Below are 20,495 nucleotides of genomic sequence, written 5' to 3'. Positions count from 1 at the left end.
TCAGAGATGTTAGGTATCATTTTGACGGGGCATGGCGGATTTGCCAGCGGCATGGAAAAAGCGATGAAGCAGATCCTCGGCGAGCAGTCTCACTTTATCGCTATCGATTTTCCTGAGACTTCCACCACCGCGCTGCTTACCTCGCAGCTTGAGCAGGCTGTTGGAGAACTGGACGGCGAAGAAGGCCTCATATTCCTGACCGACCTGCTCGGCGGGACGCCATTCCGCGTTGCATCAACACTGGCGATGCAAAAAACCGGTCGTGAAGTGATTACCGGCACCAACCTGCAGCTACTGCTGGAAATGGTGCTGGATCGCGATGAACTCAGCGGCGAAGCGTTTCGCATACAGGCCCTGGAGTGCGGGCACCGTGGCTTGACCAGTCTGGTGGACGAGCTAGGACGCTGTCGCGAAGAGAGCACCGCCGAGGAAGGGATATGACACAAATTCTGCGCGCCAGACGTCTGCTGACGGAACAAGGCTGGCTGGACGATCATCAACTGCGTATTGAAGAGGGTGTCATTACGGCAATAGAGCCTATCTCCATGGGAACCATGCTCCGTGATGCTGAGCTACTCGCTCCCGCTTACATCGATACTCACGTCCACGGTGGCGCCGGGGTCGATGTGATGGACGATGCTCCGGATGTACTTGATAAACTAGCCATGCACAAAGCACGTGAAGGGGTTGCCGGCTGGCTCCCCACCACCGTTACGGCTCCGTTAGAGACGATACACCGAGTGCTGGCGCGTATAGCGCAACGCTGCTATTCCGGAGGTCCCGGAGCGCAGGTGCTGGGAAGCTATCTGGAAGGTCCTTATTTTACGCCGCAGAACAAAGGCGCTCATCCTGCGGAATGGTTCCGCGAACTGGATCTCGTAGAACTGGATGAAATGATAGCCATTTCTCGCGATACCCTGCGCGTGGTTGCGCTGGCACCGGAAAAAACCGGAGCACTTCAGGCGATTAACCATCTGAAGCATCAAGGTCTGCGGGTAATGTTGGGGCATAGCGCGGCGACCAGCGAGCAAACCCGGAGCGCTTTTGATGCCGGTGCGGACGGGCTGGTGCATTGCTATAACGGTATGACGGGATTACACCATAGGGAACCGGGCATGGTTGGCGCAGGGTTAACCGACGCACGTGCATGGCTGGAACTTATCGCCGACGGACACCACGTTCACCCCACTGCCATGAAGCTATGCTGCTGCTGCGCGCAAGAGCGGATAGTACTAATTACCGATGCTATGCAGGCCGCGGGAATGCCTGACGGGAGCTATACCTTATGCGGCCAAAAGGTAGAGATGCGTGGTGGTATTGTGCGGACCGCTTCCGGTAGTCTGGCGGGCAGTACGCTTTCGGTAGATACGGCGGTTCGTAATATGGTCGAACTCACCGGTATTTCCCCTGAGAATGCTATCCATATGGCTTCACTACACCCAGCCCGTCTGCTGGGAATCGACCATCAGTTAGGTTCGCTAAAGGCCGGTAAACGCGCCAGCGCCATCGCCCTCAACGGTGGACTGCATTTACAAAGGATATGGATTCAGGGCCAGGTTTTCCCTCTATAGCCCTTCATTAAACGTCATAGTGGCCTTCGACTTACGATCGCAAGGCCTTTACTTTCTTTTCCTTTCGTAAAACAAAACTCTCACGTTGCTTTCATGGGATTTATTATTCATTTATCAATTACATATATAAAACCGTCGCTCCCTCGATCACAAATTTCGTTTTATTTCATTTTGCATCATTGAACTTTCGATTTCTTTCCTATAAATTTTAATCAATCGATCACATGAACAAGTGAAACAAAACGAAAGATAGCGACAATTTGCCAGCGTCTGATGTGGAGTTCACAAGATAAGGACTTACGTTATGTCAGAAATTTATACCCCTGCTGCCGCGGCGACCGGAACCTGGACAGAAGAAGAGATCCGTCAGCAGCCTGTCTGTTGGATGCACTCACTGAAAAACATCGACAGTATTCGTCCGGCGATCGACAACTTTCTCACGCCACTGCTGCGTAAAAACGATCTGCGGATCATCCTGACCGGAGCTGGCACTTCGGCATTTATCGGCGAAATCATCGCTCCATGGCTTGCTAATCACAGCGCCAAAAACATTAGCGCGGTACCAACTACCGATCTGGTTACCAATCCGATGGATTACCTGAACCCGGCGCATCCGCTACTGCTGGTCTCCTTCGCCCGTTCCGGCAACAGCCCGGAGAGCGTAGCCGCCGTTGAGCTGGCAAACCAGTTCGTCCCGGAGTGCTATCACCTTTCAATTACCTGCAACGAAGCGGGTAGCCTTTATCAAAACGCTCTTGAGAACGGGAATGCCTTTGCGCTATTGATGCCAGCAGAAACGCACGATCGCGGCTTTGCGATGACCAGCAGTATTACCACAATGATGGCCAGCTGCCTGGCGGCCTTTGCGCCAGAAGTTATTAACAGTCAGACATTCCGCGATGTGGACGATCGCTGCCACGCAATACTGACCTCACTCGGCGATTTCAGCCACGGCGTATTTGGCAGCGAGCCCTGGAAGCGGATCGTTTATCTCGGCAGCGGTGGGTTACAGGGCGCTGCGCGTGAATCGGCGTTAAAGGTCCTGGAGCTAACGGCGGGTAAGCTGGCAGCGTTCTATGACTCACCGACCGGTTTCCGCCATGGACCAAAATCACTGGTCGATAACGAAACGCTGGTTGTGGTGTATATATCTAGCCACCCTTACACCCGCCAATACGATCTCGACCTGCTGGCAGAACTACGGCGCGATCGGCAGGCCTTACGTGTGGTGGCCATCGCCGCGGAGAGCGATGCCGTTATTGAAGCTGGCCCACATATCCTTCTGCCGCCAGCGCGTCACTTCGTTGATGTAGAACTGGCCTTCTGCTTCCTGATGTACGCCCAGGTATTCGCCCTTACGCAGTCGATCGCCGTAGGAAATACGCCGGATACCCCCTCCGCCAGCGGCACGGTTAACCGCGTAGTGCAGGGCGTCGTTATTCATCCATGGCTGGCTTAAGAGGATCCGATCATGAGCATTATTTCTACCAAGTATCTCCTGCAGGATGCCCAGGCAAAAGGCTACGCGGTACCCGCGTTCAACATCCATAACGCCGAAACGATCCAGGCGATTCTGGAAGTGTGCAGCGAAATGCAATCACCCGTGATCCTCGCCGGAACCCCGGGTACTTTTAAGCATATTGCGCTGGAGGAGATCTACGCGCTATGCCGCGCCTACTCCACCAGTTTCGGCATTCCGCTGGCTCTGCATCTCGATCACCATGAATCGCTGGAAGATATTCGCCGGAAAGTGGACGCAGGCGTACGCAGCGCCATGATCGACGGCAGCCATTTCCCGTTTGAAGAGAATGTGAAACTAGTAAAATCGGTGGTGGATTTTTGCCATGCCCGCGACTGTAGCGTAGAAGCAGAACTCGGACGCCTGGGTGGAGTAGAAGACGACATGAGTGTGGATGCGGAAAGCGCGTTTTTGACCGATCCGCAAGAAGCCAAACGTTTTATTGAGCTAACGGGCGTAGATAGCCTGGCCGTAGCGATTGGTACTGCTCATGGCCTTTACACCAAAAAACCCAAAATCGACTTCCAGCGTCTGGCGGAAATCCGTGAAGTGGTGGATATTCCGCTGGTACTCCATGGCGCAAGCGATGTGCCTGATGAGTATGTTCGCCGCACCATCGAACTGGGTGTGTGCAAAGTCAATGTCGCTACTGAACTGAAAATCGCCTTTGCTGCTGCGGTGAAAAAATGGTTTGCCGAAAACCCGCAAGGTAACGATCCGCGTTATTACATGCGCGTTGGCATGAACGCGATGAAAGAGGTGGTACGCAGTAAGATCGCCGTATGCGGGTCGGCCAACCGCCTTTTACAAATCGCCGAAGCCTGAGTGTAGCCAGCCCCCAGCACCTCCCCCTTACCAAAGCGTTAACCCAATGGAGGCTAACGCTGCTTACCTCTGAAAAAAACGAAAACAAGGACTTTTCTCATGAAAAAAATGCTCAATGTTTCGTTACTGGCTCTGCTTATTTCCAACGGGGCTTTCGCCGCCCAATATGCACTGGATAGCGAATACCTTGCCGTTTCATTTAACGATGCGAATTCTGTGATGGCGCTTAAAGACGTTAAATCACAGCATCAGCTTTCACCCGAAGAGCTTTTCTTTCTTACTCTTCCGGATGAAACGGTCATTCACGCCGCTGACTTTAAAATAAAGCATGTGGATAAGAAAGATAACACCATTATCATTGATTATGCTCATCCGGATTTTAACGTCGAGGTAAAACTGAATCTGGTTAAAGATAAATACGCCAGCATTGATTATACGATTACCGCCCTCGGGAAGGCGCAAGAGGTCTCGAAAATCACGTTTTTCCCCACCAGAAAACAGTCACAAGCCCCGTGGGTAGAAGGTTCAATAAATAGCTCGCCGATTATTGCTGATTCATTTTTTATATTGCCGAATAAACCTGTAGTGAACACCTGGGCTTATGAAGCAACCACCAATCTTAATGTTGAACTAAAAACACCTTTACAGCCAGGCACCGCCGTTAGCTATACCACCTGGTTCGGTACATTCCCGGAAATCAATCAGCTACGCCGAAGCGTCAACCAGTTTATCGATGCGGTTCGCCCGCGGCCCTATAAGCCCTATCTGCACTACAACAGCTGGATGGATATTGGATTCTTTACCACCTATACCGAACCCGAAGTGCTACAGCGTATGGATGAATGGAATAAGGAATTCATTACCGGACGCGGTGTAATGCTGGATGCCTTCCTGTTAGATGATGGCTGGGATGATCGGACCGGAAGATGGTTATTTGGCCCGGCTTTTAGCAACGGATTCAGTAAGGTAAGAGAAAAAGCCGATAGTTTGCATAGTTCAATCGGACTCTGGCTTTCTCCCTGGGGCGGATATAACAAGCCGCGGGATATTCGCGTATCCCATGCTAAAGAATATGGCTTCGAAACCGTCGATGGAAAATTTGCGCTCTCCGGCCCTAACTATTTTAAAAACTTTAATGCACAGGTTATTAATCTAATTAAAAAAGAGCATATCACTTCATTTAAACTGGATGGTATGGGGAACGCAAATTCACATATTAAAGGTAGTGAGTTCGCATCTGACTTCGATGCGTCAATTGCCCTACTTCATAATATGCGTAGCGCCAACCCAAATCAGTTTATTAATTTAACCACCGGGACCAACGCCAGCCCCTCATGGCTGTTCTATGCTGACGCTATCTGGCGTCAGGGTGATGACATTAATCTCTACGGTCCCGGCACGCCAGTACAGCAATGGATGACTTATCGGGATGCAGAAACCTGGCGCTCTATCGTACGAAAAGGTCCACTATTTCCACTTAACTCACTGATGTACCACGGCATAGTTAGCGCTGAAAACGCCTATTACGGGCTTGAGAAGGTACAAACGGATAGCGACTTTGCCGATCAAGTATGGAGCTATTTCGCTACCGGCACCCAGCTACAAGAGCTTTACATCACACCGTCCATGCTCAATAAAGCGAAATGGGATATCCTGGCGCAGGCGGCAAAATGGTCCCGCGCTAACGCCAATATATTAGTCGATACCCACTGGGTGGGCGGCGATCCGACTGCGCTGGAAGTGTATGGTTGGGCATCCTGGAGCAAAGAAAAAGCTATCCTGGGGATACGTAACCCATCGGATAAACCGCAGCAATACTATCTCGACCTGACGAAAGCATTTGAGCTTCCGCATGGGGCAACCTCAAACTTCACGTTAAAAAGCATCTACGGGAGCAATTCGACATTCCCTGATAAATACCAGGCCCCAATTGTCGTCACGTTGCAGCCATTACAGATGCTTGTATTCGAAGCAACCCCCGCTAAATAAGGTATTGGCCCGGGCAATCGCCCGGGCATTCTGCTTACCCCTGCTGCTCCAGGGCATACTTATACAGGGCGTTTTTCTTCACGCCGTGGATTTCCGCGGCCAGAGCGGCCGCTTTTTTTAGCGGCAGCTCGGCCTGCAGCAGGGCCAGGGTACGCAGCGCTACCGCCGGCAGCGCCTCTTCCTGCGCTTTAAAACCTTCTACGATCAGCACCATCTCGCCTTTACGGCGATTTTCGTCCTCTTTCACCCATGCCAGCAGCTCGCCAATTGGCGCCCCGTGAATCGATTCCCAGGTTTTGGTCAGCTCGCGCGCCAGTACCACGTAGCGGGACTCGCCCAGCACGGTACAAATATCTTCCAGGCTTTCCAGCAGGCGGTGGGTGGATTCATAAAAAATAATCGTCCGCGGCTCTTCTTCCAGCGCCTTCAGCGTATCGCGACGCCCTTTGGATTTGGCGGGCAAAAAGCCTTCATAGCAGAAACGATCCGAAGGCAGGCCGGCTGCGCTTAGCGCCGCAATCGCCGCACAGGGTCCGGGCAGCGGCACCACGCGGATATTGGCCTCGCGGCAGGTGCGCACCAGATGATAGCCGGGATCATTAATCAGCGGCGTTCCGGCGTCGGAAACCAGCGCGATGTTTTGCCCCGCTTTAAGCTTCGCGACCAGCGTTTCCGCCTTTTGCTGCTCATTGTGGTCATGAAGCGCGAATAATCGGGCGTTGATCGCAAAATGCTGCAGCAGCAAACCGGTATGACGGGTATCTTCCGCCGCAACTAAATCAACGGCTTGCAGCACTTCCAGCGCGCGCTGCGTGATATCAGACAGATTCCCTATCGGAGTGGGTACAATAAAGAGCTGTCCCTGAGAATTATCTGCTGATTCGTGTTGTTTCATTGTCTCGTCCGTATTGCCGAATTAATATTGAGCATTGAGCCAAAAAAATATCACTGGATACATATGGTACCGTCAACATTTCTTCGTTCTAAACCCGTGCGTTGTCTGCCCGTACTGCTGGCCGCTCTGATCTTTGCTGGCTGCGGTACCCATACCCCGGACCAAAGCACGGCGTATTTGCAGGGTACGGCCCAGGCTGACTCCAGTTACTATCTGCAACAGATGCAGCAAAGCGCGAATGATAGCAAGACCAACTGGCAATTACTTGCCATTCGTGCACTGCTGAAGGAAGGTAAGAAACCGCAGGCGATTGATCTATTCAATCAGCTGCCATCTAATCTCAACGCCGCGCAAAGCCGCGAAAGATCGCTGCTGGCGGTTGAAGTGAAGCTGGCGCAGAACGATTTCCAGGGCGCGCAGACGCTGCTCAGCAAGCTCGACCCGGCAAGCCTTGAGCAGAATCAGCAGCCCCGCTACTGGCAGGCGCAAATTGACGCCAGCCAGGGTCAACCCTCGCTGAACCTGCTGCGGGCCCTGATTGCCCAGCAGTCGCTGTTAAGCCTGCCTGCGCAAAAGCAGAAAAACATCGACGCGACCTGGAAAGCGCTCACCGCCATGACCAAAGATCAGGCCAACGCGCTGGTCATTAACGCCGACGAGAACGTCCTGCAGGGCTGGCTGGACCTGCAGCGCATGTGGTTTGATAACCGCAACGACCCGACGATGCTCAAGGCGGGTGTGAAAGACTGGCAGACCCGCTATCCGCAAAACCCGGGGGCGAAGATGCTCCCGACGCAGTTAGTGAATATGCAGAACTACCAGGCCGCATCGACCAATAAAATCGCCCTGCTGCTGCCGCTAAACGGCCAGGCGGCGATTTTTGGCCGCACCATCCAGCAGGGCTTTGAAGCGGCGAAGAACGGCGCGCCTGCCGTTGCAGGAAGCGCGGTTCCCGCCCAGGTCGCCCAGGCGGCGAATGTTGCCGAAAGCACGGTGATCAGCCCATCGCAGGCGGAGGTTACCGATCTGACGACGACCAATAACGCCCAGACCCCGGTACAGGCGCCAGCGGCCGACCAGGCGCAACCCGCGGCGCCGGTCACCGCGCCAGCTGCAGTACAAGCCCCGACGCCGGAGGCTACCAGCCAACCGACGGAAGCGCCGCAGGCTCAGGCCGTCGCCGCAACGCCAGCCAACCCTTCGGCAGAACTGAAAATCTACGATACGACCACTCAGCCAATGAGCCAGCTGCTGGCCCAGGTGCAGCAGGACGGCGCGACCATCGTTGTCGGTCCGCTGCTGAAAGATAACGTCGAAGATGTCATCAAGAGTAATACCTCGCTGAACGTGCTGGCGCTCAATCAGCCGGAGAAAGTCGAAAGCCGAGCCAATATCTGCTATTTCGCCCTCTCGCCGGAAGATGAAGCCCGTGACGCGGCGCATCACATTCACGATCAAGGCAAACAGACTCCGCTGCTGCTGGTGCCGCGCGGCGCCCTGGGCGATCGGGTCGTTACCGCCTTCGCCAACGAGTGGCTGAAGCTGGGGGGCGGTACGGTGCTGCAACAGCGTCTGGGCTCCACCGCCGAGCTGCGCGGCAGCGTCAACAGCGGTATTTCGCTAAGCGGTACGCCGGTCTCAACCCTACCGTCAGGGCAGGACAGCGCCCTGGGCAGCCCGAGCGATATGCCGGTCAGCAGCACTGGCGGCGTCGACGCCGCGTATATTCTGGCCACGCCGGAACAAATCGCCTACATCAAGCCGATGATCGCCCTGCGTAACGGCAGCCAGAGCGGCGTTACGCTGTACGCCAGCTCTCGCAGCGCCCAGGGGACTTCCGGCCCGGACTTCCGCCTGGAAATGGAAGGCCTGCAATATAGCGAGATCCCGATGCTGGCAGGAAGTAACCCGGCCCTGCAGCAGCAGGCGCTGGCCGCCGTTCGTAACGATTACTCGCTGGCGCGTCTGTACGCCATGGGCGCCGACGCCTGGTCGCTGGCCAACCATTTCTCGCAGATGCGCCAGGTTCCCGGCTTTGAACTGAACGGCAATACTGGCGATCTCACGGCCACGCAGGATTGCGTGATCAACAGGAAACTGTCATGGCTCAAATACCAGGGTGGGCAAATCGTCGCGGCCAACTAAGTAAACAGACCGGCGATGCCTGGGAAATCCAGGCGCGCCGCTGGCTGGAGAGCCAGGGTCTGCGTTTTATCGCCGCCAACGTCCGCGAGCGCGGCGGCGAGATAGACCTCATCATGCGCGACGGCAGCATCACCGTCTTTATCGAAGTACGCTATCGTCGCAGCGCAAACTACGGCGATGCCGCCTCCAGCGTCACGCCGCAAAAGCAACAACGACTGCTCAAAGCCGCGCGTCTGTGGCTCTGCCGACAGAATGGGAGCTTTGAGACTGTGGATTGCCGTTTCGATGTGGTAGCCTTCACCGGAAACGACATCCAGTGGCTAAAAAACGCCTTTGGCGAATAGCGTAAACGAATTAAGGGATCCCGTGCTCGACAGAATCAAAGCCTGCTTCACCGAAAGCATTCAAACCCAAATTGCAGCAGCGGAAGCACTCCCGGACGCCATCTCCCGTGCGGCGATGACGCTCGTTCAGTCGCTGCTGAACGGCAACAAAATCCTCTGTTGTGGTAATGGCACTTCCGCCGCCAACGCACAGCATTTTGCTGCCAGTATGATTAACCGTTTTGAAACAGAGCGTCCTGGTTTACCCGCCATTGCACTAAATACCGATAATGTGGTCTTAACCGCAATTGCCAACGATCGCCTGCATGACGAAATCTATGCTAAGCAGGTGCGTGCGTTGGGACACGCCGGCGATGTGCTGCTGGCGATTTCTACGCGCGGCAACAGCCGGGACATCGTGAAAGCCGTGGAAGCGGCGGTCACCCGCGATATGACTATCGTGGCGTTAACCGGTTATGACGGCGGTGAACTGGCTGGCCTGTTAGGGCAGCAGGACGTCGAAATCCGCATTCCCTCGCATCGCAGCGCGCGAATTCAGGAAATGCACATGCTCACCGTCAACTGTCTGTGCGATTTGATCGATAACACGCTTTTTCCACACCAGGACGATTAAGGAGAACACATGAAGGCTCTCTCGCCCCTCGCCATTCTGCTGTCTGCGCTACTGCTTCAGGGATGCGTTGCTGCCGCGGTAGTCGGAACGGCAGCGGTCGGCACTAAAGCCGCGACGGACCCGCGTACGGTAGGTACTCAGGTGGACGACAGCACGCTGGAGCTGCGCGTCAACAGCGCGCTGTCGAAAGATGAACAAATCAAGAAACAGGCTCGCATCAACGTGACCGCCTATCAGGGCAAAGTCCTGCTGACCGGGCAGTCCCCAACGTCCGATCTCTCCGCGCGCGCGAAGCAAATCGCTATGGGCGTAGAAGGGACAACGGAGGTGTTTAACGAAGTGCGTCAGGGCCAGCCGATCGGCTTAGGCACCGCGTCTTCGGATACCTGGATCACCACCAAAGTCCGCTCCCAACTGCTGGGTACCGACCAGGTGAAATCCTCTAACGTGAAGGTGACAACCGAAAACGGTGAAGTGTTCCTGATGGGGCTGGTTACCGACCGTGAAGGTCGCGCGGCGGCGGATATCGCCAGCCGGGTGAGCGGCGTGTCTCGCGTCACCACCGCCTTTACCTATATCAAGTAAGCGTTCTGCCTCCCGGCCTGCGCTACGCTGAGCCGGGCTACGGGTTCAGCGTTGGCTGTGGGCCGGTAGCCCGGACAGGCGCGCAGCGCCGCCTCCGGTAAGATCATCAGAGTAAAGCGACGCCCCCAACCACCGCACCGCACAGCGCCACCAGCCCGCCGGTCAGCCACAGCGCCTTCGCCGGGAACGCTTTACGCAGCATAATCAGTGACGGTACGCTAACAGCAGGCAGCGTAATCAGCAGCGCCAGCGCGGGCGCCACGCCCATTCCAGCCAGCATCATGGTCTGCACAATTGGGATCTCCGCCGCCGTCGGTATGACAAACAGGCAGCCGGCAATCGCCATGGCAATCACCCAGAACAGCGTATTATCCACCACGCCATCAGCGTGAGGGAATAGCCACACACGCGCGGCGCCCAGCACCAGAACCGCCAGAATATAAACCGGGATGGTATTCCAGAACAGCGTCCACAGCGCGCGCAGCCAGCGGCTGAAGAAGGCGCCCTGCGCGGTTTCCGCAGACAATTCCGGCACATCTGCGGGCTGCGTCGCCGCTTCTTTCACCCATTTCTGCACCAGCGTGGCGACCACCAGTACGGTCGCCAGTCCGGCCAGCAGGCGAATTAGCGCGAACTGCCAGCCCAGCACGAAGCCCATAAACACCAGCGTCGCCGGGTTGAGCAACGGATTGCCCAGCCAGAATGCCAGCGCGCCGCCCATAGATACCTGCTGTTTACGCATGCCCGCCGCCACCGGCGCGGCGCAGCAGGTACACATCATCCCCGGCAGAGAGAACGCGGCCCCTAGCAGCGTGCCGCGAAAGCGCGACTGGCCCAACGTGCGCAGCAGCCAGTCACGTGGGATCAGCACCTGAATAAGCGATCCCAGCAGCACGCCTAATACCGCTGCTTTCCATACCGCCAGAAAATAGACCAGCGCGTAATCCCAGGCCGCAGCGAAAGGATTTGCGTCACCATTAGCGAGGATAGATTTACCGATACTGTGCGTCTCGGCGGCGGTAAAAGCTTTGCCATAGTAGGGCTGCCATTTGACGAACCACAGGCCGACGATAACGACGAGAAAAAAGAGCGCGGGCTTCCACCATTGAAACGGTGCTGCCGCCTGAGATGAAGACTGACCAGCCATAGCATTCCCCAGGGAGTGTCATGTTAAATTGAGGCCATGAATACTACGCTTTCAGGGAAATTTTGGAAATTATTAATCCCCTGACCGCGCCGCTCTCTCACGAAGCTGCGATGACGAGAGAATCTGTACGCCTTCATGCGTTGGCGATAGCGCCTCCGCGAGCAATGCGCTCGCCACGTCCCGCGCGTCTATCGATTTCAGGTTCCCCGGCAGGAGGCGGAAGAGCGGCGCAAACAGGGTCTCGCTGGTCCGCTGCTTTTCGCGTTCGCCTATCAGCATGGACGGGCGAGCAATGGTCAACCGCGGCCACTGCTGCGCAATCAGCGCCTCTTCCATCTCGCCTTTTACCCGATTGTAGAAAAAGGGCGAATGCGCGTTCGCCCCCATCGCGCTGACCACCAGCATATGCTGCGCGCCCAGCCTTTTCCCCACCAGCGCGGTATCAATAACCAGCGTATAATCGGCATGCACAAACGCCTCTTTGCTCCCCGCCTCCCGGCGGGTAGTTCCCAGGCAGCAGAAAACGATATCGATCGGATCGATCACCTGCGCCAGAGCATCCGTGAGCTGCGGATCGTGCGGGTTAAACACGCCGGCGATATCGGCCAGCGGTCGACGCGTGGGCGCGGCAATGGATTTAATCGCCGGCGCGTTAAGCAGCATTCGTAGTAAGTGACCACCAACTAACCCGGTCGCCCCTGTTAACAGTACCTGACTCATCGAAACTCCTTTGCAGACTTTTCTATGTTGCGATCCCAGCCTCATGTTCCAGACTTAATACTCTACGAGGTAATTATCCATCATCATCAAGGAAATGCCTCATTCCACACCGAAACACTGGAGGAAGAATGAGTAAGAAGATAGCCGTATTAATTACCGACGACTTTGAAGATTCAGAGTTTACCTCACCGGCTGACGCCTACCGTCTGGCCGGCCACGAGGTGGTCACGATTGAAAAACAGGCGGGGAAGAAGGTAAAAGGGAAAAAAGGGGAAGCCGAAGTTGTTATCGATAAAGCTATTGATGACGTCAGCCCTGCCGACTTCGACGCCCTGCTGCTGCCGGGCGGATATTCACCGGACTCGCTGCGCGGCGACCAACGCTTTGTCACCTTCACCCGCGACTTTGTCAACAGCGGCAAACCGGTCTTCGCCATCTGCCATGGTCCGCAGCTGTTGATTAGCGCCGATGTGATTCGCGGGCGTAAGCTGACGGCCGTGAAGCCTATCGTTGTCGACGTGAAAAACGCCGGCGGCGAATTCTATGACCAGGAAGTGGTTATCGACAACGAGCAGCTGGTGACCAGCCGAACCCCGGACGACCTGCCGGCGTTTAATCGTGAGGCCTTACGCCTGCTCGGCGCCTGATTCACGCAGCCAGTGCAGCTTTTTACCAAAGCCCAGCGTGTTATCGGTGAACTTGATCTCATCGGGACGAATCTCCCAGACGGGCGCCGATAGCATGCGGGCCACCGGAAAACGGCTGACGTAGCGCTTACGCATCGCCGCCTCTTCTTCCCCGGCCAGGCGGCGAATTTTGCCTTTAAACTGCACGCCGCGGATCAGCGCGACGGTCTTCGGCTGGCCGTTGACCGTCCCGGCTACGTTGGCGCCTTCCCCGGTCATTTGGCCATGGCGCGTTTTTTCATCGCTGAGCAGATAAAATGCGACCTGCTGCGGGTCATAGACGTAAAAGGCGTTGGCGCACCACAGCTCGTCATCGCGGGCGACGCACCAGGTCACGACGTGCTGTTTGCCCAGCCAGCGGCTGATAGCAGCGAGCGTATCCATCTTTACTCTCCAGTATGTTATGGTGCTCACACCTTAACATAGCGATCTCTGTACCGTGTGCTGGTTTCTCTATCTGATTCGTACCGCCGATAATCGCCTCTATACCGGGATTACCACCGATGTTGCACGCCGCTTTTGCCAGCATCAGGACGGCAAGGGCGCGAAAGCGCTGCGTGGCAAAGGAGAGCTTCAGCTGGCCTTTAGCAAAGAAGTTGGTGAACGCTCACTAGCGTTGCGTCTTGAATATCGTATCAAGCAGCTAACGAAGCGCCAGAAAGAGCGCCTCGTTGCCGGGGACGGATCATTTGAGGCTCTGCTGGAAAGCCTCAGAAGCGGTTAAAGTGGTCGCTATATTCGACCAGCCCGCTCACGCCGTTCAGCGCGTCATCGGCCAGACGATGAACCTGGAAAGCCTCGGCGCTATCGGGCCAGCGGCAGCGCAGGTAGAAACGCGCCGCGGGTTCAAAGCCCAGACGGCCATAGAGCGCCGGATCGCCAAGCGTCACGACGGCGGCATAGCCAAACTCGTTCAGGGAATCGAGCCCTTCATAGACCAGCTGACGCCCGATGCCCTGGCCGCGGTAGCTTTCATCGACCGCCAGCGGAGCCAGTCCGACCCACTGCAGCTCTTCGCCTTCGACGGCGACCGGGCTAAAAGCCACGTAGCCTACGACCTGACCTTCGTCATCCGTCGCCACCACGCCCAGCGTGATCAGACCATCTTCACGTAGACTGTGCACCAGCTGCGCTTCCGCGTCGCCGCCGAAGGTACGACGCAATAAAGCATCGATTCCCGGCGCATCAATCCCAATCTCTACTCGAATCAGCATGCCTCACCTACCGATGTCTGTTCAGGTTTCTGCGGGCCTTTCAGACCAGCTTCAACAAAGTCCGCCAGCTGCAGCAGCATGATGCGCAGCGCCTTTGGCATCTGCTCCAGCTCAATGGCATCCATCAGGTTTTTTACATACAGTCCCAGCTCGGTATCGCCTTCGATAACCAGGCGACGCTGGAAGAACAGCGTATCCGGATCCTGCTTACGCGCCGCAATCATCAGCAGGTCGCTGGCGTCAGCGCTGAAGCTGACGTCCGCTTCGGCTGCAGGGCTGACCACCAGACGCCCATCAACCACCGAGGTATACCACAGCAGACCGATGTCACGCACATGAATACTTAACCAGCGCCCCTCGAGAAAATCCAGTTCCCCATCCGCCAGCGCCTGGCGAAATTGCCAGCTTAATACTTGTTCCAGCACCTGGCGCTTGAGGGCAAATGGCGCCAGCTTAACCGGCACGCTCATCATCGACGGGCCAAAGTGAACCAGTTTGGAACGCAGTTTATCCAACACAAGCTTTACTCCATGAATGCAATAGTTCATCTATTGTGCCATATCAAATAAACGACATAGCGGCGTAAATCAACAAAATCACGATGCCGGGCCGCTGGTATTGATCCCGCCAATACGCTTTTAACTGCCTCAAATCAAAAATTGTCACCAGAAGGTTAACTAAAATCCCAGCTCATTAACCATCCAGCGTCCCTGACGGGCCGCGTTTTTCAGGAAAAATTATGGAGCTGCTCTGCCCAGCCGGTAACCTTCCGGCGCTTAAGGCGGCCATCGAAAACGGCGCCGATGCCGTCTATATCGGGCTGAAAGATGACACCAACGCCCGCCACTTTGCCGGCCTTAATTTCACCGAAAAGAAACTGCAGGAAGCCGTCAGCTTTGTGCACCAGCATCGTCGCAAACTGCATATTGCCATTAACACCTTCGCTCATCCTGATGGTTATGCCCGCTGGCAGCGCGCGGTCGACATGGCGGCGCAGCTGGGCGCCGATGCGCTGATCCTCGCCGATATCGCGATGCTGGAATACGCCGCCGAGCGTTACCCGCATATTGAGCGTCACGTTTCCGTTCAGGCTTCGGCCACCAACGAAGAGGCGGTGAAGTTTTATCATCGCAATTTCGACGTCGCCCGCGTGGTGCTGCCGCGCGTGCTGTCGATTCACCAGGTCAAACAGCTGGCGCGCGTCACGCCGGTGCCGCTGGAGGTTTTCGCCTTCGGTAGCCTGTGCATTATGGCGGAAGGACGCTGTTACCTTTCCTCCTACCTCACCGGCGAATCGCCGAATACCGTCGGCGCCTGTTCGCCGGCGCGCTTCGTGCGCTGGCAACAAACGCCGCAGGGCCTGGAATCACGCCTTAACGAAGTGTTGATCGACCGCTACCGGGATGGTGAAAACGCCGGTTATCCCACTCTTTGTAAAGGGCGTTATCTGGTCGACGGCGAGCGCTATCACGCGCTGGAAGAACCCACCAGCCTGAATACCCTGGAGCTGCTGCCGGAGTTGATGGCGGCAAATATTGCCTCGGTGAAAATCGAGGGCCGCCAGCGCAGCCCGGCCTACGTTACCCAAGTGGCGAAAGTCTGGCGTCAGGCGATCGATCGCTGCAAAGCCGATCCGCAAAACTTCGTGCCGCAGTCCGCGTGGATGGAAACCCTCGGTTCCATGTCCGAGGGGACGCAAACCACCCTTGGCGCCTATCACCGTAAATGGCAGTGAGAACAGCAATGAAATATTCATTAGGGCCGGTGCTTTATTACTGGCCAAAAGAGACGCTGGAAAATTTTTATCAGCAGGCGGCAAGCTGCAGCGCGGATACGATTTACCTCGGCGAAGCGGTATGCAGCAAACGTCGCGCCACCAAAGTCGGCGACTGGATCGACATGGCAAAAGCGCTGGCGGGAAGCGGTAAACAGGTGGTGCTTTCTACCCTCGCGCTAGTGCAGGCCTCCTCTGAGCTGGGCGAACTTAAACGCTATGTCGATAACGGCGAGTTTCTGATTGAAGCCAGCGATCTCGGGGTCGTCAACCTGTGTGCGGAACGTAAGCTGCCGTTCGTCGCCGGCCATGCGCTCAACTGCTACAACGCCGTCACCCTGCGCCTGCTGCTCAAGCAAGGCATGGTGCGCTGGTGTATGCCGGTTGAGCTTTCCCGTGACTGGCTGGCGAACTTGCTGACCCAGTGTGACGACCTGGGCATCCGCCATCAGTTTGAAGTGGAGGTGCTCAGCTATGGCCACCTGCCGCTGGCCTACTCCGCCCGCTGCTTTACCGCGCGCTCGGAAGACCGGCCTAAAGATGAATGTGAAACCTGCTGCATCAAATACCCTAATGGGCGCGACGTGCTCTCGCAGGAGCAGCAGCAGGTATTCGTCCTCAACGGCATTCAGACCATGAGCGGCTACGTCTACAACCTCGGGAATGAGCTCAGCACCATGAACGGGCTGGTGGATATGGTTCGCCTGTCGCCGCTTGGCAGCGAGACCTTCGCGATGCTGGAGGCCTTCCGCGCCAATGAAAACGGCGCTGCGCCGCTGCCGCTGACGGCGAACAGCGACTGCAACGGCTACTGGCGACGGCTGGCCGGACTGGAATTGCAGAGCTGATTAACCGCTCACTTTGTTAATGGCTATCGCTGCTTTTTAATGCACTATTAAAGATGCAGCTTTTCTGGCAGGCGTATCACGGATACGCCTGGCTGGAAGAAGACCTTCAATCTGATGACGATGCTGTAGCAAAGTGAGCCTTTATGACTGACAAACCTGTTTCGTTCTCGGTGCTCGATCTGGCGCCGATCCCGCAAGGTTCTTCCGCAAAGGAAGCCTTCTCCCACTCTTTAGACCTGGCGCAGCTGGCGGAAAAGCGCGGTTATCACCGCTACTGGCTGGCCGAGCACCATAATATGGTCGGTATCGCCAGCGCCGCGACTTCGGTGCTGATTGGCTACCTTGCCGCGAATACCACCACTCTTCATCTTGGCTCCGGCGGCGTGATGCTGCCGAATCATTCGCCGCTGGTAATTGCCGAGCAGTTCGGCACGCTCAATACGCTGTACCCAGGACGTATCGATCTCGGCCTTGGCCGCGCGCCGGGCAGCGATCAGCCAACCATGCGCGCGCTGCGTCGCCATATGAGCGGCGATGTCGATAACTTCCCGCGCGACGTCGCGGAGCTGGTGGACTGGTTCGACGCCCGCGATCCTAATCCCCACGTGCGCCCGGTTCCCGGCTATGGCGAGAAGATCCCGGTCTGGCTGCTCGGCTCAAGCTTGTACAGCGCCCAGCTGGCGGCGCAGCTTGGGCTGCCGTTCGCCTTTGCCTCGCACTTCGCCCCGGATATGCTTTTCCAGGCCCTGTACCTCTACCGCACCCACTTCCAGCCGTCAGAACGGTTAGAGAAGCCGTACGCGATGGTGTGCATTAATATTATTGCCGCAGACAGCGACAGAGATGCGGAGTTTTTGTTTACCTCTATGCAGCAGGCGTTCGTCAAACTGCGCCGCGGCGAAACCGGGCAGTTGCCGCCGCCGGTGCAAAATATGCATCAACTGTGGTCCGCTTCAGAGCAGTATGGCGTCCAAAAGGCGCTGAGCATGTCGCTGGTCGGCGATAAAACCAAAATCCGCCACGGGCTGGAATCGATCCTGCGGGAAACCCAGGCCGATGAAATCATGGTCAACGGCCAAATCTTCGATCATCAGGCGCGCCTGCATTCATTTGATTTGGCGATGCAGGTGAAAGAAGCGCTTCTCGGATAGTGAGCAATGCGGCATTTTTGCCGCATTTTTTTCCGCCTGAATGACAATCTGTGACCCACCTCATTCTTCTCGCGCCATTTCCCTCATCTGGTTACGTTAAGCGTAATTACGTTACCCCGAGCGTAATTGTTCTCTAAAAAGAGCGATGTTACTTTCTCTCTTGTTTTACTTTTCATAAATGCACGCCTCAAAGAGAACCGCCATGAGCCAACCAACTGCCAGTGCGATAAGGATCGGTGAGTGCTTATTAAAAGCGCTATTAATGGAAGTTTGCGCCTGGCCGAAACCCGGCCTGGTGACGCCGCACTCACAGGGCGCGCATGACGATATGGATATATGGCTTTTTATTACCAGTAGTTCTGCCATAGCGCCCTGTTTTTATGCTTGCGCGCAGGCCGGTGAATATCATCAGGGTGCGCTGGAAGATTTATTTCCCCAAATACGTCTTATCGGTATTGAATACGAATCCAGGCTGCTGCAATCCACCCGCCAGATAAATACTCAGCGCGGCATACTCTTTGCCGGAGCCGTTCTGGCAGCCGCCGCAGGCTGGCTGAAAGGTCAGAGACAGCCGCTTTCCAGCGATTCATTAAGTCAGTGCGTCGCCGGGCTCTGCCTCGATCTCTGCCGCAACGATTTTGCGGCGCTCGCTCATCGTTCACCGAGAACCCACGGTGAAAAACTGTATCTGGCGTTTGGTGTCACAGGCGTGCGCGGCGAGGCCGAACGGGGCTTTCCGCTGGTCTGCCGTATTGGTCTCCCAACCCTGCGCCAGGCGCTCTCGCTGAGATTTAGCTGGCGTGAAGCACTGGTACATACGCTGCTCGCGCTAATGGCGCACTGCGATGATACGACGGTACTTTCGCGCGCAGGCCCCCCTGCGCTGCACGAAATGAAACATCGCGCGCAGCGCCTGGTCAACCTGGGAGGAATGAGCCACCCCGGCATAGAACATGAGCTCAACGAATTTAATGCATGGTGCGTGGACAAATGGGTCAGTCCGGGCGGGTCGGCAGATTTATTAGCGCTGACCCTGGCGATGTATTTTCTTTGCTATCAATTGCAAGAGGTCCCTAACGAGGAAGATATATGAGTATCTATTTATATACATTATTAACTTATGCCATGACGATTTTTATTTCGTTTGCCGTGGTTGGAGTAATTGTTGGCGTTAATAGAGTAATGAACAAGCTGAATATTACCGACGACTAATACGCCTTGGTTTATGCGTTATCAGGAATATATTTTATGGATATCTTTATTAAGCTCTTTTCGGGTATTGGTACCTTTTTTATTGAAGATCCCAAAATAGCCATTGCGCGAATATTATTAATCATTCTGGGTTTTATCCTGGCGTGGATGGGTTTTCGCCGCACCCTCGAACCGCTGATTATGGTGCCGATGGGCTTAGGCATGATTGCCGTTAACGCCGGGGTACTGTTTCTCGCCGGCGGGCAAACCGGCACCTTAATTCTCGACCCGATGGTCAGCGACCCCGTTGAGCTGGTCAACATCATGCAGATTAACTTCCTGCAGCCGGTTTATAACCTGACCTTCAGTAACGGTCTGATCGCCTGTATCGTTTTCTTCGGCATCGGCGCGATGAGCGATATCAGCTTTATTCTGCTCCGCCCCTGGGCCAGCATCATCGTTGCGCTGTTCGCCGAAGCGGGTACCTTCGCCGCGCTGCTGCTGGGAATAGAAGTATTTGGCCTCCCGGCTAACGAAGCGGCTTCTATTGCGACCATCGGCGGCGCGGATGGTCCGATGGTGCTCTTCGCCTCCTTGATTCTGGCGCCGAATCTGTTTGTCCCCATCGCCATTATCGCCTACCTGTATCTGAGCCTGACCTACGCCGGCTATCCGTATCTGGTGCGTCTGCTGGTACCGAAAAAGTACCGCGGGATGGAAGTGGATATCGAATATCCCACCGTATCCAAAAAAGCGAAGTTTATCTTCACCATCTGCGCCTGCCTGCTGCTGTGTCTGCTGCTGCCGGTCGCCGCGCCGCTGATCCTCTCTTTCTTTCTCGGGATCGCGATTAAAGAAGCGGAGATCGAACCGTTCCAGAAGCTGCTTGAGACCACCCTGACTTATACCGCGACGCTGTTTCTCGGCCTCCTGCTCGGCACGCTGTGCGAAGCGCAAACCATTCTCGACCCGAAAGTCGGCATCATTCTGGTTCTCGGTATTGGCGCGCTGGCTATATCGGCAATCGGCGCCCTGCTCGGCGGCTGGTTTATCTGGCTTATCTCGAAAGGACGCTACAACCCGGCCATCGGCATCGCAGGGGTTTCGTGCCTGCCGACCACCGCCAAAATCGCGCAGAAAGAAGTCAGCCATGAAAACCCCTATGCCGTCATTCTGCCGCTGGCGATGGGCGCAGGCGTCAGCGGCCTGATCGTTTCGGCCATCGCCACCGGGGTCTTTATCTCCACGCTATTCCTGCTGAAATAAGGGAGTAAAAAC

The 20,495-nt window shown here is 55.9% G+C and carries 22 protein-coding genes; 16 read left to right on the top strand and 6 right to left on the bottom strand.

The window, feature by feature from the left end; translation table 11 throughout:
• Positions 1 to 6: 6 nt before the first annotated feature.
• From agaF to K7H21_RS03085, 5 genes are all read left to right on the top strand, one after another.
• Positions 7 to 441 carry a PTS galactosamine/N-acetylgalactosamine transporter subunit IIA gene (agaF, locus tag K7H21_RS03105; RefSeq protein ID WP_004125557.1) on the top strand — a complete coding sequence of 145 codons (435 nt, stop codon included), beginning with the start codon at positions 7 to 9 and terminating at the stop codon, positions 439 to 441.
• Positions 438 to 1,571, top strand: coding sequence for an N-acetylglucosamine-6-phosphate deacetylase (gene nagA, locus K7H21_RS03100; RefSeq protein WP_223035566.1), 1,134 nt, complete (start codon positions 438 to 440; stop codon positions 1,569 to 1,571). The genes agaF and nagA overlap by 4 nt, the downstream gene beginning before the upstream one ends.
• 304 nt (positions 1,572 to 1,875) lie before the next feature.
• Positions 1,876 to 3,030 (top strand): SIS domain-containing protein, encoded by a 1,155-nt coding sequence (locus tag K7H21_RS03095; RefSeq protein WP_223035565.1) that lies wholly within the window; start codon positions 1,876 to 1,878, stop codon positions 3,028 to 3,030.
• Positions 3,031 to 3,042: 12 nt separating this feature from the next.
• On the top strand, positions 3,043 to 3,915 hold the full coding sequence (gene kbaY / locus K7H21_RS03090) for a tagatose-bisphosphate aldolase subunit KbaY (protein WP_004125566.1): 873 nt from the start codon (positions 3,043 to 3,045) through the stop codon (positions 3,913 to 3,915).
• 99 nt (positions 3,916 to 4,014) lie between these two features.
• Positions 4,015 to 5,904, top strand: coding sequence for an alpha-galactosidase (locus K7H21_RS03085; RefSeq protein WP_123828728.1), 1,890 nt, complete (start codon positions 4,015 to 4,017; stop codon positions 5,902 to 5,904).
• A gap of 34 nt (positions 5,905 to 5,938) precedes the next feature.
• Here the strand turns inward: K7H21_RS03085 and rsmI are convergent, their stop codons facing one another.
• Positions 5,939 to 6,799: a 16S rRNA (cytidine(1402)-2'-O)-methyltransferase gene (rsmI, locus tag K7H21_RS03080; RefSeq protein WP_004125570.1), complete on the bottom strand. Its 861-nt coding sequence runs from the start codon at positions 6,797 to 6,799 to the stop codon at positions 5,939 to 5,941.
• A 63-nt stretch (positions 6,800 to 6,862) separates the two neighbouring features.
• Between rsmI and K7H21_RS03075 the strand changes: the two genes are divergently transcribed.
• Genes K7H21_RS03075 through dolP form a run of 4 tightly spaced genes read left to right on the top strand, consistent with a single transcriptional unit; the run spans position 6,863 to position 10,486 of the window.
• Positions 6,863 to 8,944, top strand: coding sequence for a penicillin-binding protein activator (locus tag K7H21_RS03075; RefSeq protein ID WP_004125572.1), 2,082 nt, complete (start codon positions 6,863 to 6,865; stop codon positions 8,942 to 8,944).
• A complete protein-coding gene (locus tag K7H21_RS03070; RefSeq protein ID WP_049115747.1) occupies positions 8,902 to 9,288 on the top strand; it encodes a YraN family protein in 387 nt (128 codons plus the stop codon). Before K7H21_RS03075 ends, K7H21_RS03070 begins: the two co-directional genes overlap by 43 nt.
• Positions 9,289 to 9,310: 22 nt before the next feature.
• Positions 9,311 to 9,901, top strand: a complete 591-nt coding sequence (gene diaA, locus K7H21_RS03065; protein WP_002918211.1) for a DnaA initiator-associating protein DiaA — start codon at positions 9,311 to 9,313, stop codon at positions 9,899 to 9,901.
• Positions 9,902 to 9,910: 9 nt separating this feature from the next.
• Positions 9,911 to 10,486: a division/outer membrane stress-associated lipid-binding lipoprotein gene (gene dolP, locus K7H21_RS03060; RefSeq protein WP_004125578.1), complete on the top strand. Its 576-nt coding sequence runs from the start codon at positions 9,911 to 9,913 to the stop codon at positions 10,484 to 10,486.
• A gap of 106 nt (positions 10,487 to 10,592) precedes the next feature.
• Here the strand turns inward: dolP and K7H21_RS03055 are convergent, their stop codons facing one another.
• Positions 10,593 to 11,633, bottom strand: a complete 1,041-nt coding sequence (locus K7H21_RS03055; protein WP_004125581.1) for a permease — start codon at positions 11,631 to 11,633, stop codon at positions 10,593 to 10,595.
• Between the two features lie 72 nt (positions 11,634 to 11,705).
• The gene (locus tag K7H21_RS03050; RefSeq protein ID WP_004125583.1) at positions 11,706 to 12,353 is read right to left on the bottom strand and encodes an NAD(P)H-binding protein; all 648 of its coding nucleotides are present in this window, start codon (positions 12,351 to 12,353) and stop codon (positions 11,706 to 11,708) included.
• A gap of 128 nt (positions 12,354 to 12,481) precedes the next feature.
• Between K7H21_RS03050 and K7H21_RS03045 the strand changes: the two genes are divergently transcribed.
• The gene (locus tag K7H21_RS03045; protein ID WP_004125585.1) at positions 12,482 to 13,000 is read left to right on the top strand and encodes a type 1 glutamine amidotransferase domain-containing protein; all 519 of its coding nucleotides are present in this window, start codon (positions 12,482 to 12,484) and stop codon (positions 12,998 to 13,000) included.
• On the opposite strand, the gene K7H21_RS03040 is transcribed toward K7H21_RS03045, so the two are convergent.
• The gene (locus tag K7H21_RS03040; protein ID WP_004139879.1) at positions 12,980 to 13,423 is read right to left on the bottom strand and encodes a YhbP family protein; all 444 of its coding nucleotides are present in this window, start codon (positions 13,421 to 13,423) and stop codon (positions 12,980 to 12,982) included. The genes K7H21_RS03045 and K7H21_RS03040 overlap by 21 nt on opposite strands.
• A gap of 55 nt (positions 13,424 to 13,478) precedes the next feature.
• Here K7H21_RS03040 and K7H21_RS03035 point away from each other — a divergent pair, with 55 nt between their 5' ends.
• On the top strand, positions 13,479 to 13,763 hold the full coding sequence (locus tag K7H21_RS03035; RefSeq protein WP_004125589.1) for a GIY-YIG nuclease family protein: 285 nt from the start codon (positions 13,479 to 13,481) through the stop codon (positions 13,761 to 13,763).
• Here K7H21_RS03035 and K7H21_RS03030 read toward each other — a convergent pair.
• Together K7H21_RS03030 and ubiT are read right to left on the bottom strand one after the other, a co-directional pair.
• Positions 13,750 to 14,253, bottom strand: coding sequence for a GNAT family N-acetyltransferase (locus tag K7H21_RS03030; RefSeq protein ID WP_223035564.1), 504 nt, complete (start codon positions 14,251 to 14,253; stop codon positions 13,750 to 13,752). The genes K7H21_RS03035 and K7H21_RS03030 overlap by 14 nt on opposite strands.
• Positions 14,247 to 14,771, bottom strand: coding sequence for a ubiquinone anaerobic biosynthesis accessory factor UbiT (ubiT, locus tag K7H21_RS03025; protein ID WP_004125595.1), 525 nt, complete (start codon positions 14,769 to 14,771; stop codon positions 14,247 to 14,249). The genes K7H21_RS03030 and ubiT overlap by 7 nt, the downstream gene beginning before the upstream one ends.
• Before the next feature lie 221 nt (positions 14,772 to 14,992).
• Between ubiT and ubiU the strand changes: the two genes are divergently transcribed.
• The 5 genes from ubiU (at position 14,993) to madB (ending at position 20,483) form a co-directional block, all read left to right on the top strand.
• Complete coding sequence (gene ubiU / locus K7H21_RS03020; RefSeq protein ID WP_004125598.1) at positions 14,993 to 15,988, top strand: ubiquinone anaerobic biosynthesis protein UbiU; 996 nt, start codon at positions 14,993 to 14,995, stop codon at positions 15,986 to 15,988.
• A gap of 8 nt (positions 15,989 to 15,996) precedes the next feature.
• A complete protein-coding gene (locus K7H21_RS03015; RefSeq protein ID WP_004125600.1) occupies positions 15,997 to 16,875 on the top strand; it encodes a U32 family peptidase in 879 nt (292 codons plus the stop codon).
• 143 nt (positions 16,876 to 17,018) lie between these two features.
• Positions 17,019 to 18,026, top strand: a complete 1,008-nt coding sequence (locus K7H21_RS03010) for a luciferase-like monooxygenase (protein WP_223035563.1) — start codon at positions 17,019 to 17,021, stop codon at positions 18,024 to 18,026.
• A 202-nt stretch (positions 18,027 to 18,228) separates the two neighbouring features.
• Positions 18,229 to 19,119 carry a triphosphoribosyl-dephospho-CoA synthase gene (locus K7H21_RS03005; protein ID WP_223035562.1) on the top strand — a complete coding sequence of 297 codons (891 nt, stop codon included), beginning with the start codon at positions 18,229 to 18,231 and terminating at the stop codon, positions 19,117 to 19,119.
• Positions 19,120 to 19,274: 155 nt separating this feature from the next.
• Positions 19,275 to 20,483, top strand: coding sequence for a Na+-transporting malonate decarboxylase, carboxybiotin decarboxylase subunit (gene madB, locus K7H21_RS03000; RefSeq protein WP_004125613.1), 1,209 nt, complete (start codon positions 19,275 to 19,277; stop codon positions 20,481 to 20,483).
• Positions 20,484 to 20,495: the final 12 nt, after the last annotated feature.

This window comes from Klebsiella sp. CTHL.F3a (genome assembly GCF_019890895.1).
GTDB lineage: Bacteria > Pseudomonadota > Gammaproteobacteria > Enterobacterales > Enterobacteriaceae > Klebsiella > Klebsiella grimontii.
Note: the sequence above shows the minus strand (reverse complement) of the source record. Positions and strands in the feature narration are given on the sequence as shown.